This is a genomic window from Flavobacterium sp. ASW18X (assembly GCF_005144745.1).
In the GTDB taxonomy this organism is placed as follows: Bacteria; Bacteroidota; Bacteroidia; order Flavobacteriales; family Flavobacteriaceae; genus Croceivirga.
Genome location: NZ_SWKK01000037.1, coordinates 1 through 16,290, shown reverse-complemented (window position 1 = coordinate 16,290; position 16,290 = coordinate 1). Strand labels below are relative to the sequence as shown.

At 41.3% G+C, this 16,290-nt stretch carries 4 protein-coding genes; all 4 read left to right on the top strand.

Annotation, left to right across the window (positions count from 1 at the left end; genetic code table 11):
• Window positions 1-1,882: gliding motility-associated C-terminal domain-containing protein (locus FBT53_RS15785; RefSeq protein ID WP_136952157.1), on the top strand; the 1,882-nt coding region annotated here is incomplete at its 5' end.
• A 3-nt stretch (window positions 1,883-1,885) separates the two neighbouring features.
• A complete protein-coding gene (locus FBT53_RS15780) occupies window positions 1,886-2,818 on the top strand; it encodes a type IX secretion system membrane protein PorP/SprF (protein WP_136952156.1) in 933 nt (310 codons plus the stop codon).
• A gap of 6 nt (window positions 2,819-2,824) precedes the next feature.
• Window positions 2,825-4,720 carry an OmpA family protein gene (locus tag FBT53_RS15775; protein ID WP_136952155.1) on the top strand — a complete coding sequence of 632 codons (1,896 nt, stop codon included), beginning with the start codon at window positions 2,825-2,827 and terminating at the stop codon, window positions 4,718-4,720.
• Window positions 4,721-4,985: 265 nt separating this feature from the next.
• A partial coding sequence (locus FBT53_RS15770; protein WP_136952154.1) for an S-layer family protein occupies window positions 4,986-16,290 on the top strand: 11,305 nt, incomplete at its 3' end.

The following is a 16,290-nucleotide window of genomic DNA, read 5'->3' as shown; positions in this document are numbered from 1 at the left end:
TTCTCCAGACAACACTGGAACTTGGGCACCTGCTTTAGCTGGTGCTGGTACATATACTTACACTGTCCCCGCAACTTCGCCTTGTACTGCAAATGCCATTGCAGAAGTGGAAGTAACCGAACAAGCTGCTCCAGATGCAGGCAGTAATGGAACTTTAGTCATTTGCGAAGGAGCAACCGTTACCACTGCACAGCTTTTTGCACAACTTGGTGGTTCTCCTGATAACACTGGAACTTGGGTACCTGCTTTAGCTGGTGCTGGTACATATACTTACACTGTCCCCGCAACTTCGCCTTGTACTGCAGATGCTATTGCAGAAGTGGAAGTAACGGAACAAGCTGCTCCGGATGCAGGTAGCAATGGAACTTTAGTCATTTGTGAAGGGGCAACCGTTACCGCTACACAACTTTTTGCGCAACTCGGTGGTTCTCCTGATAACACTGGAAGTTGGTCACCCGCTTTAGCTGGTGCTGGTACATATACTTACACTGTCCCCGCAACTTCGCCCTGTACCACAGATGCCATTGCAGAAGTGGAAGTAACGGAACAAGCTGCTCCAGATGCAGGTAGCAATGGAACTTTAATCATTTGCGAAGGAGCAACCGTTACCGCTACACAACTTTTTGCGCAACTCGGTGGTTCTCCAGACAACACTGGAACTTGGGCACCTGCTTTAGCTGGTGCTGGTACATATACTTACACTGTCCCCGCAACTTCGCCTTGTACTGCAGATGCCATCGCAGAAGTGGAAGTAATAGAGGATACAACAGACGCAAATGGTAATTCTATTCCCGATTGTGCTGAAAGTCCGCCTGTAATATTATTGCCTACAATTCAGGTAGACGCAATCACATTAGATAATATCATAAATATCGCTGAATCAACTACAAATATAATGGTTACAGGGATAGTCGGTGGTGATTTTAGTCCGGGAGATTCGGTAAATCTAATCAGTAATAACACTACTTATTCTGGTACCATAGATACTAATGGAATTTTTGCCATTGACGTATCTGGCCAAGATTTGGTACTAGATGATGATTGGGGAATAGTGGCACAAATTGTGACCAGAGATATATCTGGAAATACAGGTTCTGCAGCCATTATTCATAATTATAATGTGGATATAAATGCTCCAATAGTAGATAGTAATACAGCTACTATTCTTGCTCCTGTAATTACTGGTCAAGCTGATATTAACGAACAATTGTTTATAGAGATTGATATCGATAGTGATTCCGTAACCGACGTTGTTTATGAAACCACAACAGATATTAACGGAAATTGGCAAATAGATTTAGCTATAGCCACACCTATCTCTGGTTTTTATGAAAATGACAGTTATGACACAGTGCTACAAATAACCGCTAGTGACGCCGTAAACAATACTGGAAACGGTAATATAGATTTTAGGTTAAATGACACTATAGATGCAGATAACGATGGCTTAATAGACACGGACGAAAACACCTTGGGTACAGACCCGAACAATCCAGATACAGACGGTGATGGTATCGATGATGGACAAGAAGTATTAGACGGTACAAATCCTCTAGATCCATGCGATTCTGTAGGAGGCACACCCCCTGCAAACAGTGATTGTGAACTGTTTATTAAAAATGATGTTGTAACTCCTAGCGCTACAAATGGATATTTTAGAATTTTCAATATCGCTTATTATCCAGAAAACACAGTGGAATTACTAAATAGATACGGCACCTTAGTCTGGAATACACAGCAGTACCATAATGAAAGTAACAATTTTAAGGGTTATGGTAATGATGGCAAACAGTTACCAAGTGGTATTTATTACTACACCATTAGATACCGTGTAAACGAAAGTTATAAAACAAAAAAAGGATACCTATTTATCAACAAATAAGTCATGAAAAAAATTCTTTTATTCTTATTGGTTTTCCAAGGCATCCAGGTTGTATTTGGTCAGCAAGATGCCCAGTTTACCCAATACATGTATAATACACAAGTAGTAAATGCAGGCTACGCCGGTTCGCGAGAAAGCTTAGGAATTACCGGGTTGCATCGCTCTCAATGGGTGGGTCTAGATGGCGCCCCTACCAGCCAGACTTTAAGTTTAAGTTCGCCAGTAAGCGAGCGTGTTGGGTTAGGATTCTCTTTTGTAAATGACGAAATAGGAAATGGAACTATACAAGATTCCTTTTTTCAAGGCGTATTTGCTTATCATGTACCCACTGGCAACTCCACGCTATCTTTTGGAATATCTGCGGGAGCTAGTTTTTTAAATGTAAATTTTGCCAATCTCACCAATTATGATGCCTCTACAGCTCCCATTGGTAATGGCGACGTTTATAAAAAGTTTGCCCCCACAGTGGGCGCAGGAATTTATTATCACAATGAAAAATTCTATGCGGGATTCTCCACGCCTAGCTTTTTAAAAACTGAGCATTTTGATACCGATAACAGCAATGATAGTAGTATTTATTTAGAAAATATTACATGGTACGGAATTATGGGATATGTGTTTGACATTGGTGCAAAAACCAAATTTAAACCTGCAACTTTGGTTAAGATGACCAACGGAGCTCCATTAGCGGTGGATGTATCTGCCAACTTTATGTTTAACCAAAAGTTCATATTGGGCGGTGCTTACCGTATTAATAATGCATTAAGTGGTTTGGTTGGTTTTCAATTGAACGAAAAACTGTTGATGGGACTAGCTTACGATAAGGAGACTTCTACGTTTGGAGGAGAAACTTTTAACAATGGTTCTTTTGAAGTTTTTCTTAGATATGAATTTATCAAAAAAGAGAAAATAGATTTAACTCCCCGATTTTTTTAGTGCCTAATGATTAAACAACTCACCATAGCAATTATCGGTTTGTGCTTTGTATCCCTAAGCGCTCAAAAAAAAGTGGACAAAGCCAAAAACTATGACCATTATGGGTACATGGTAGACACATCGCCCTATAAAAAACTATTAGACAATGGCATGCCTCCCTTAGAAATTTACAAGACCCTAGGGAATGCTAATTACTTAAAAGGAAAATATGATGTTGCCTCTTATTGGTATGCAAAATTGATGGAGCGTACAGCAGAAAAAGATTATGACCCAAATTACCTTTTTAGATTGTCTTTGTGTCTTAAAAGTATTGGGGAATATGAAGCCTCTGACAGATGGATGGAAAAGTTCGTTTTGTTAAATCCCTCAGATTTACGCGCCAAGCAGTTTGCGGCAAATAGAGACTACCTCAAAAAAATTAACCAAGCCTCTGTGGGTACAGAACTCATCAACCTTAAAAATATAAATACCAGCGAAACAGATTTTGCACCTGCCATTCTAAATCAGCAATTGGTGTATGCCACAGCCAAAACAAAAGATACTGATGAAAAGCTGAAACGTCCTTATTTAAATTTGTATTCTGCTGAACTGACCGAAGGTATACCAGCAGAGAGTCCAAAACAATTTTCTACTAGTGTAAATACAGAAGCTAATGAAAGTTCTATTGTGTTTAGTAAAGATGGTAAAACCATGTACTTTACCAGAAATAATATGAAAAAGGGCAAATTTGTACGTGACAAAAATGGTATTAGTCGTTTAAAAATTTACCGTTCCCATTTTAAAAATGGACAATGGAGCCCAGCAGAAGACCTCTCTTTTAATAGTGACTTATACTCTACTGCACACCCGGCACTAGATACCACTGGCACTACCCTTTATTTTAGTTCTGACATGCCTGGTACGCATGGGGCATCAGACATATTTAAAGTGGAAATACGAAAAGACGGTAGTTTTGGAACACCCGTAAACCTAGGTCCAGAAATTAATACAGAAGCTAAAGAAAATTTTCCCTTTGTAGCAACAAATGGCAAATTGCATTTTGCCTCTGATGGACATCCTGGTTTGGGTGGAATGGATATTTTTAAGTTTGATGAGGAACTACAAAAAGTAATAAATCTTGGCGCTCCTATAAATAGTCAGGCCGACGATTTTTCTTATGTTACAAATCCTGATGCTACCTTTGCCTATTTAGCGTCTAACCGTACTGGCGGTGCTGGACAAGACGACATCTACGTAGTAAAACTGGCAGATGCTAACTGTGAAAAAACGATAACGGGCTGGGTTAAGGAAGAAAGTGCTGAAAGTACTGTAGCAGATGCCAGTATACTTTTTATTGGTGATGGTGGCCAAGAATTACTTACTGTTAATACGGCTGCAGATGGGAGCTTTACCGCTACACTACCCTGCCAAGAAGAAATAACTATCATAGCGGGTAAAGATGGCTATAGGCAAGGTACCTTTGAGATACGCAATTTTAAGAATGACGAAGCCCATGAACCTATAACTATTACTATTGGTAATGACGGTGCAACTGGCACAGACTTGGTTAAATTGTTGCAATTAGACCCCATTTATTTTGATTTAAATAGTTCTTACCTACGTTATGATGCCTACGCCAATTTAGATAAGGTTGTTACTTATTTAAAAGCACATCCAGAAGTTAATTTAGAAATTGGTTCTCATACAGATAGCAGAGAAGAAGACGCCTATAATCTGTGGTTATCTAATAGGCGCGCTAAACGTACCCAAGATTACATTATTAGTAAGGGAATATCTACTGCTCGACTTTCTGCAAAAGGGTATGGAGAAACACGCTTGGTAAATTCTTGTAGCAACAACATAGAATGCACTGAAAATGAACATCAAAAAAACAGAAGGTCTGAATTTATTATTAAAAAATAGATTGCCTTTTACATCCAAAAAAAGTATCGCCTTCAACTCCCAGTTGAAGGTTTTTTTTGTCTTAAGCTAGGGTTATTTTTTTAGATAAACTAACAAAATAATCCGATAAAAATCTTACAGTTACGTTAATACTCATTACATTTATATAAGATTTTACCTACAGTTATCGGCATATTACAACATTTTTTAGTAAGAATTTAACTACTGATTTATTTTAAATTTCAGTTACATGAGCTGAATAATTAAAGATTTAGGTATAAAAGGTATGAGAGTATTTCCATTTACGTATGCAAAAACCTTATTGGTATTTTGTTTTCTATTCTGTTTGAGCCGTTCATCACAATTAATGGCTATTGAAAAAACATCTAGATACACATTTCTAGAAATAGAAACGAGTTATGCCAATCCCATAATAGATTTAGATGGTATTAAAAGCGGTGTGGACTATGAGTTACAATTTAGACCAACAACAGGGAATATATCCCCCATTTCTCTAATTCCTACTTTAACTTCAGATACTAATACTATTTTAAATGCCACCCTAACCTTTGGTGGTAACGTGGATGGAACAGAATTTTTATACGTAACCAATGGTCCCGTTCAGTTTAATTTTGGTACTGCCAATAGTACAAGAGATTTTAATGTTAGCGGTACCACCATTAGAATGGTGCAAAATTTTAATACGTTCACTTTTGCCGAGATTGGCGGAAATCCCATCCCTAATTCAATTTTTTTAGAATTACTTAACTCCTTATACTACAGAAATAACACCAATACTCCTACCCCAGGCATAAGAACGGCTACCTTATCTGTAACGGATCCTAATTTAGCTAGCGGTAGTGCACAAACAACCTTAAGAGTATACCAAACAGGACCAACAGCTGTAGATGACACTAACACCGTTAGTGCTAACAATCTTGGAACCATAACAGGAAATGTATTGTTAGATGGTGCCGATTCTGGCTCTGGATTAACTGTTTCTGAAGTAGATGTGTACCCTAGTCAAGTAGGCAATGTATATACTACGCTTTACGGAAGTATAACCATAAATGCAAATGGTAGTTATACCTATGATGTAGATGAAGAAAACTCGTCCGTGGTAGGTCTTAAAAATGGAGAAAGTATACAAGATATTATTTCCTATACCGTAAAGGACGCTAATGACATTATAGATTATGGTATTTTAACTATAACTATCAATGGTGTTGATGATTCCCCTGTAGCCTTAGATAATACTAATCAAATAAACGTGGTTACAGATGCTAATGTAAGCGGAAATATAATTACAGATATAGGTGTTGACGGTGCAGATTTTATAGACCGTGGCTTGTCCCAATTTGTATGGGAAAATGAATTTAGCACCCCAGGAGGGGTATTCAATGGGTTATCTGCTCCCATTGGTGGTGAAACAAGAACAGTAGACGGCGTTACCTTAAACTTTACGTCTAATGATCCTTCTAATATAGGTGTTGCCAACCAGAATCAAACAGTTGTACAAACAGGCACCAACGGCGGCCATACAGGTTATTTTCTGTTTTCTATAGATGCTGCAACACAACCCTCTTCTGATACCCAATTGATAATTGATTTTAGTGAACCTGTTTTTAATCTAGGGTTTCTTTTGGTTGATATAGATTTTGCACAATCCCCAGCTTGGCAAGATCAAATGACCATAATGGGCTACTTAGATGGTAATTTAGTGGCCTATAATTTTACAACAACTGCTGGCGTTGTTGATGCAGGCGGCAATACGTATTATGGTACGGGTAGCGCTGTTACCAGCGATGCTACTGGTAATATTAATGTATTTTTTAATCAACCAATAGACCAACTTGTTTTAAGTTATAATTATGGTCCTAATGCAACCAATGCTAACCAATCAGGCCAAATTGCTGGGGTTTCAGATTTATATTGGCAAGGAGAAAATCCAAGTATAGTTATTTCAGAAATAGATTCAAACCCAGCAAATGTTAATACATCTTATGCAGGAACTTATGGCACGATAACAGTAAATAGTGACGGTAGTTATATCTACTATCCAGATATTAACAATCCTGCAGTTTCTAATTTATTAGTAGGTCAGACTTTAACGGAAACCTTTCTATACAGGTTAGCGGACGGCCCTAACTCAGACACAGCCAATCTTGTCATCACATTGAACGGTACGCAGGTAGACACAGATGGCGATGGCGTGGTAGACCGTGTGGATTTAGATAACGATAATGACGGTATTTTAGACCGTAACGAGTATAATTGCCCCAGTGGTTTTGTGCCACTAGGTACTACTTTTTCTGATAATACCAGTGCCTCAGGCACTGTAAGTAATGTGTATAATTATGGTGATGTTACTGGCACATTTAACTATGAATTACTAAACAATGCAGCATGGTCTGGTGGAGTAACCAGTGCAGGACCAACTGCTGGTATAGACGGCAATTACGTGCAAGTACAACCCACAAATACCAATTTTGCTGCTGGGACAACATATCCAGAAGATGCCTCTTCTATCGATGCTGCAGTGTACACCTTTACGTTTGACAATCCAATTCAATTATCTGAATTTAAATGGGGAGGTATTGACAATGCAGATAGGGTAGATTTTAGCGCTACTTTGAATGGTAGTAATGTACCCTTAGACATAACCAACATTAACATAGCACCAGCAGATATTACCATAACCAATCAATCCGTTGTGAGCATGTCTGCGGGAGCAAACGCTCCTAATAATTCAATTTCAATTGCTTCTCAAGGAGCTATTGACACTTTGACTATTGTTGCAGGGAAAAATGATGGTAGAGCAGGTAATGTAACCATGCAGTTTTATGAATTTTCCTATTGTATAGCTTTAGACACCGATAAAGATGGATTACCAGACCATTATGATACTGACAGTGATAATGATGGTTGTAATGATGCGGTAGAAGCAGGTCATACAGATACAGATAGTAATGGAGAAGTAGATGGTTCTGGCTATGATGCTAACGGGCAAGTTACTGGTGCAACCACATCTTATTCTGGTAATACGAGTGCTGTTAGTAGTGCTGTGCAAAAAACAATTGATACAGCCCCAGTTAACCAAGCAACTGTAGATGGCGCAGATGCTACTTTTACTGTAGTTGCTTCTGCATCTGGTGCATCTAGTTTTACCTCTGGCACCCCTAATTATGATACTAATGAATCTGCAAATCTAAATTACCAATGGCAAGTAAGTACAGATGGTGGTTCTAATTTTACCAATATCAATGGAGAAACAGGAGCCAATTTAAACCTTACCAATGTAACGTTGGCAATGGACAGCAATATTTATAAGGTAATTGTAACGCATACAGACAATCCTTGTCCATTAGAAGCTCAAGCACAATTAACAGTTACACCAGCACCAACTATAACCATAACAACACCTATTGAGGGTGACAATATCGTAAATGCTGCCGAAGATGGCGACGTAACCATTTCTGGTACTACAACAGATATAGAAGATGGGCAAATAGTAACCGTAACTTTTGATGATGGGGTGAATCCTCCAGTAACTACTACCGCTACAATTACGGGTAACACATGGACCGCTAATGATGCTGATATTTCTGGATTGAATAATGGCACAATAACTATTACCGCAAATGTTACCGATGTGGCAGGCAACCCTGCAACCGATAGTACACCTATTACTTTAGAAAACTCGCTACCCACTATAGATATTACTACCCCTATTGAAGGAAATAATATTGTAAATGCAGCAGAAGATGGTGATGTAACCGTCTCTGGTACTACAACAGGGGTGGAAGATGGCCAAACGGTAACTGTAACTTTTAATGATGGGGTTAATCCAGCAGTAACTACCACCGCTATTGTTTCTGGTAACGCGTGGACCACTACCGATGCTGATATCTCTGGATTGAACAACGGCAGCATTACCGTGACTGCAGATGTGGTGGATGTAGCAGGTAACCCGGCTACGGATACTGTAGCGATTACTTTGGATAACACCAATCCAAATCCCACCTTAGTTATAGACGACGTTACAGCAGATAATTTAATAGATAATACGGAAGCAAATACTACTATTGCAATTACAGGAACTGTTAGTGGTGAGTTCAATGATGGAGATACAGTTACGTTAACTATTAATGGCAATACCTATACTGGTACAGTAAACGGAGCAGGAGACTTTAGTATTAATGTGCCAGGATCTGCCCTTATTGCAGACCCAGACTTAACTATTGATGGGAATCTAACAACTACTGATGTTAACGGCAATAGTGCTACTATTTTGGCAACTAAAACCTATCAATTAGACTATGATGGTGATGGCATTCCCGATGATACGGATACAGACAACGATAATGACGGCGTACCTAATGGCAGCGACAATGCTCCTTTGGACCCTTCAAGCTGTCAAGATTTAGATGGCGATGGTTGTGATGATTGTTCTGCAACGTCGAGTACAGACTTTACTCCTGGCGCAAATTTTGACCCAAATAATGATGGTACAGATACGGATGGGGACGGTATTTGCGATAATGGAGACTTAGACGATGATAATGATGGTATTCCAGATGTGACAGAAGGCAATGCCGATTTTGATAACGATGGTATTCCTAACAGTCTCGATTTAGATAGTGATAACGACGGTATTCCAGATGTGGTAGAGACGGGTAATGGTTCCTTAGATACCAATGGTAATGGTAGCATTGACCCAGCAGAAAGCCCTGCTGGCACCAATGGTATTCCTAATGCTGCTGAAGATGGTGGTGTAGATGGTAACGGCGTGTCTACCGCGCCCGTTAACAGTGATGGTACAGCTGGTGCGGATTATTTAGATATTGATGCTGATAACGATGGAATTCTAGATACCGTAGAAGCACAACCAGACAATACCCTTGTACAACCTACAGGCAATGATAGTGATAATGATGGTATTGATGATGCGTTTGATGCAGACAATGGAGGGGCTTTTATAAACACCCCAGAAAATACGGACGGTGACCCACAACCAGATTATTTGGATTTAGACTCCGATAATGATGGAATCATTGATAACATAGAGTGGCAATCTACAACAAGTTATATACAGCCTTTTAGCGATTCTGATGGTAACGGTTTGGCAGATATTTATGAAACCGCTCCAGGCTCTGGAATTTCTGTAAATGAGCCTGTGAATACCGATGGGCAAGGAGAACCTGACTTTAGAGATACAGATTCTGATAACGACGGATTGAGTGACTATGTAGAAGCCTATGATACCGATGCAGATGATATACCAGACACCACACCTGCTAATACCGATGCCGATAATGATGGTTTAGATGATGCTTTTGATAACAGTATTAGTGGCCCTAACGGAATTGCTGATCCCCTTGGTGCAACTAATGCAGGACAAAAACCAACAGATTTCCCTAACGACCAAGACCCTGCTACAGCTCAGGTAGATTTTAGAGATAATCATGTGCCCTTAGTTCCTGTAGATACCGATGGTGATGGTATCAATGATGATGTAGATATTGACGATGATAACGATGGTATTTTAGATTATGTAGAGTCCCTAGGTTTTGAACCTACGGATACTCAAGGAGATGCCTGTGGCATTCCTTCTGGCACTTTTACTGGCGGCACCTACATTGGTGGTGGTTCTGGGGCTGGTACCATAAATGCGCAATATCGTTTTTCTACTGTAGTTACTTCTTCTTTAGGCGTTTTAGATGCTATTGTCACTATAACAGACATGGATACCAATGTAACGTTTAATGACATTGATACCAATGCCATAGGTAGTAATGATGCATGGCAACCAAGTTTTGATATAGCAGGTATAGCTGGGGATACGGGTAGCGTTAGTTTTAAAATTACACTGGTTGCCACAGGCACAAACTTTCAAGTAAATGTTGCAAGATTTGGTGGTGTTATCTATGATATAGATGGTGCGGATACAAGAGAAACGGTTACCTTGGCAAGACCTGGATTGTACGCCGTAGATGCTAACAGCTTACTTACGGTAACAGAAAATAATGCAGTAGGAACAACTACTTTTCAAGGTCCCGCACAAACTTGGGCAAACATTGATTTAGGGGCTAGATTAGCCATGTATTTTAACTACTATGAAACACCTGAACTAAATTTAACACTAACAGGAGAACTTCAAACCGGATTCATTTCCAACAATTATACCGGCTTAATTTTATTTCAAACGTGCGATATTAATGGGCTATTTCATCCTAATAACACAACTTCTTCTAATAATACGCTAGGCACCCCATTAGGTACCCCGTCTGGTCCAGGTTCTGCTCCAGTATTTACTGTAAATGATGGTATTGATTCCGATAACGACGGTATTTCGGACGATTTAGATATTGATGCAGATAACGATGGTATTCCAGATAACGTAGAGGCACAGTTGACCGCTTCTTACGTTGCTGGTGGTATTGCTGATTCTGATAATGATGGATTATTAGATGTCTACGAAGGTACTGGGGACCAAGGACTATCTCCTATAGATACCGATGCAGATGGCATTAAAGATTATTTGGATTTGGATTCTGATGAAGATGGATTAATTGATAGACAGGAAGCTGGCTTCGCTGCAGCGACCAATAACTTAGATGCAGATGGAGATGGATTACTAGATGCTTATGACGATGTTGATACTACAGGAGGGACTTTCGATGCTAATGACGACCAAGACAATGGTGCGGCTGACTTGCCTAACAACGCAATTAGTAGCACACCAGAAGTGGATTATAGAGAAGCAGGTGCCGATGATAATGATAGTGATGGTATTCCTGACACCGTTGATTTAGACGATGATAATGATGGTATTTTAGATATCGAGGAAAGTACTTCTGGCCTTGACCCTAGTGCCGATGCTGATAACGATGGTATTCCCAACTACAGAGACCTTGACCTTGGAGCTGATGCTAATGGTGATGGTATTGTGGATAGTTTTGATACCGATAATGACGGAGTACCTAACCATTTTGATTTAGATTCTGATAACGATGGTATTTACGATGCTATAGAAGCAGGTCACGGACAAGCCCATACCAATGGCATAGTTAATGGTGCGGCAGGTACCGATGGTATTCCTAATATCGTACAAGCTAGTGGACAACAAAATGCAGGTACTGTTAATTACACTTTGGCTGATTCAGAAGCTGCTCCTGACGGAACTCCTGACTATTTAGAATTAGACGCAGACGGAGATGGGTGTAACGATGTTACGGAAGCTGGGTTCTCTGACCCTAACGGAGATGGCATTCTTGGCGAGCTACCTCTTGTTGTAGATGTTAATGGTTTAGTTACGGGAACTACTGTAACAGATGGCTATACCACTCCTGTAAATGCAGATGGACCTACCAATACGCAATTCGACTTTCAACAACCAGGCACCTCCCCTACTATTGCTGGTGCTGCGGAACAACCACAAAATGTGTTAACCAATGGCAGCAACCCAGAAACTTTTAGCGTAACCGCGACCGGGAATAACCTTACCTACCAATGGCAGGTAGATGACCAATTGGGTGGTGGTTTTGTGGATATCGATGATGCTAATGTCACAGATATTTATACAGGTAGCACTACTGCTGACCTTACTCTTACGGGGATTACTGCAGCTTACAATGGATATACCTACAGAGTACTGGTTACAGATGCAACTTTTGTTTGTTCACCCGTAATTTCTTCTGCAGCTTTATTGACAGTTGATGTAACCAACCCTGTAATTACCATTGATGTAGTCGCTGGGGATGATTTTATTAATGCGTTAGAAGACGACGCTCCAGTAACCATTTCTGGAACAACTGATGCAGAAGACGGCCAAACGGTGACAGTTACCTTAAACGGTAATAGTTACACCTCCACTGTTACTGCTGGGACTTGGTCATTAAATATATCAGCAATAGACGCACAGGCATTAGATGCGCTAGAAACTATTACTGCAGATGTAACGGATTTAGCAGGTAACGCCGCGACACAAGCGACAAGGGATATCACCCATGATGTTCTTGCAACAATTACCATCACCACACCTATTGAGGGTGATAACATCGTAAATGCTGCCGAAGATGGCGATGTAACCATCTCAGGGACTACTACGGATGTAGAAGATGGCCAAGTAGTAACGGTAACTTTTGATGATGGCGTGAATCCTCCAGTAACTACTACCGCTACCGTAACTGGTAACGCGTGGACGGCTACTGATGCCGATATCTCTGGATTGAACAATGGAACTATCACTGTAACTGCGGATGTTACTGATGTAGCGGGTAATCCGGCTACCGATAACGACCCAATTACTTTAGATAATACCGTACCAACTATCGATATTACTACACCTATCGAGGGTGATAACATCGTAAATGCTGCCGAAGATGGCGATGTAACCATCTCAGGGACTACTACAGACGTGGAAGATGGTCAAGTCGTAACGGTAACTTTTGATGATGGCGTGAATCCTCCAGTAACTACTACCGCTACTGTTTCGGGTAACGCGTGGACGGCTACTGATGCCGATATCTCTGGATTGAACAATGGAACTATCACTGTAACTGCGGATGTTACTGATGTAGCGGGTAATCCGGCTACCGATAACGACCCAATTACTTTAGATAATACGGTGCCAACTATCGATATTACCACACCTATCGAGGGTGATAACATCGTAAATGCTGCCGAAGATGGGGATGTAACCATCTCAGGGACTACCACAGATGTGGAAGATGGTCAAGTCGTGACCGTAACTTTTGATGATGGCGTGAATCCTCCAGTAACTACTACCGCTACTGTTTCGGGTAACGCGTGGACGGCTACCGATGCAGATATCTCTGGATTGGACAATGGAACTATCACCGTAACTGCGGATGTTACTGATGTAGCGGGTAATCCGGCTACCGATAACGACCCAATTACTTTAGATAATACCGTACCTACTATCGATATTACTACACCTATTGAAGGTGACAATATCGTAAATGCTGCCGAAGATGGTGACGTTACCATCTCAGGGACTACTACAGCTATAGAAGATGGACAAGTCGTAACGGTAACTTTTGATGATGGCGTTAATCCTCCAGTAACCACTACCGCTACTGTTTCGGGTAACAGCTGGACCGCTACCGATGCGGATATTTCAGGATTAAACGACGGAACTATCACCGTAACTGCGGATGTTACGGATGTAGCGGGTAATCCGGCTACTGATAACGACCCCATTACACTGGATAATACCGTACCAACTATCGACATCACCACACCTATCGAGGGGGACAATATCGTAAATGCTGCCGAAGATGGCGATGTAACCATTTCAGGGACTACTACAGCTATAGAAGATGGACAAGTGGTAACGGTAACTTTTGATGATGGCGTTAATCCTCCAGTAACCACTACCGCTACCGTAACCGGTAACACCTGGACGGCTACCGATGCAGATATTTCTGGATTAAACGACGGAACTATCACCGTAACTGCGGATGTTACTGATGTAGCGGGTAATCCGGCTACCGATAACGACCCAATTACACTGGATAATACGGTGCCAACTATCGATATTACCACACCTATCGAGGGTGACAACATCGTAAATGCTGCCGAAGATGGAGATGTAACCATCTCAGGGAGTACTACAGATGTAGAAGATGGCCAAGTGGTAACGGTAACTTTTGATGATGGCGTGAATCCTCCAGTAACTACTACCGCTACTGTTTCGGGTAATGCGTGGACGGCTACCGATGCCGATATCTCTGGATTGGACAATGGAACTATCACCGTAACTGCGGATGTTACTGATGTAGCGGGTAACCCGGCTACCGATAACGACCCAATTACTTTAGATAATACCGTACCAACTATCGATATTACCACACCTATCGAGGGTGACAATATCGTAAATGCTGCCGAAGATGGCGATGTAACCATCTCAGGGACTACTACAGACGTGGAAGATGGTCAAGTGGTAACGGTAACTTTTGATGATGGTATTAATCCTCCAGTAACCACTATCGCTACTGTTTCGGGTAATGCGTGGACGGCTACTGATGCCGATATCTCTGGATTGAATAATGGTACCATCACCGTAACTGCGGATGTCACTGATGTAGCGGGCAACCCAGCTACTGATAACGACCCCATTACACTGGATAATACCGTACCAACTATCGATATTACCACACCTATCGAGGGTGACAATATCGTAAGTGCTGCCGAAGATGGCGATGTAACCATCTCAGGGAGTACTACAGATGTAGAAGATGGCCAAGTGGTAACGGTAACTTTTGATGATGGCGTGAATCCTCCAGTAACTACTACCGCTACTGTTTCGGGTAACGCGTGGACGGCTACTGATGCGGATATCTCTGGATTGAATAACGGTACCATCACCGTAACGGCGGATGTTACTGATGTAGCGGGCAACCCAGCTACTGATAACGACCCCATTACACTGGATAATACCGTACCAACTATCGATATTACCACACCTATCGAGGGTGACAATATCGTAAGTGCTGCCGAAGATGGCGATGTAACCATCTCAGGGACTACTACAGGTGTAGAAGATGGACAAGTAGTAACGGTAACTTTTGATGATGGCGTGAATCCTCCAGTAACTACTACCGCTACCGTTTCAGGTAATGCGTGGACGGCTACTGATGCCGATATCTCTGGATTGAATAACGGAACTATCACCGTAACTGCGGATGTTACTGATGTAGCGGGCAACTCAGCTACTGATAACAATCCAATTACACTGGATAACACCGTACCGACGATTGACATCACTACCCCTATCGAGGGTGACAACATCGTAAATGCTGCCGAAGATGGGGATGTAACCATCTCAGGGACTACTACGGATGTGGAAGATGGGCAGGTAGTAACCGTAACATTTACAGATGGCTCTAATTTTGTAACTACTACCGCTACTGTTTCGGGTAATACCTGGACCGCTACTGATGCCGATATCTCTGGATTGAATAACGGGACCATCACGGTAAATGTTCAAGTTGTCGATACTTCTGGTAACCCGGCTACCGATAACGACCCAATTACTTTAGATAATACGGTACCAACTATCGATATTACCACACCTATTGAAGGTGATAACATCGTAAATGCTGCCGAAGATGGGGATGTAACCATCTCAGGGACTACTACAGCTATAGAAGATGGTCAAGTGGTAACGGTAACTTTTGATGATGGGGTGAATCCTCCAGTAACTACTACCGCTACCGTTTCAGGTAATGCGTGGACGGCTACCGATGCAGATATTTCTGGATTGAATAACGGAACTATCACCGTAACGGCGGATGTTACTGATGTAGCGGGTAATCCGGCTACCGATAACGACCCAATTACACTGGATAATACCGTACCAACTATCGATATTACCACACCTATTGAGGGTGATAACATCGTAAATGCTGCCGAAGATGGGGATGTAACCATCTCAGGGACTACTACGGATGTAGAAGATGGCCAAGTCGTGACCGTAACTTTTGATGATGGGGTGAATCCTCCAGTAACTACTACCGCTACCGTTTCAGGTAATGCGTGGACGGCTACCGATGCAGATATTTCTG

What these genes read in the sequence shown, in the direction of transcription:
- FBT53_RS15775 (WP_136952155.1), top strand. Translation starts at nt 2,825, where the DNA reads ATGATTAAACAACTCACCATAGCAATTATCGGTTTGTGCTTTGTATCC.
- FBT53_RS15780 (WP_136952156.1), top strand. Translation starts at nt 1,886, where the DNA reads ATGAAAAAAATTCTTTTATTCTTATTGGTTTTCCAAGGCATCCAGGTT.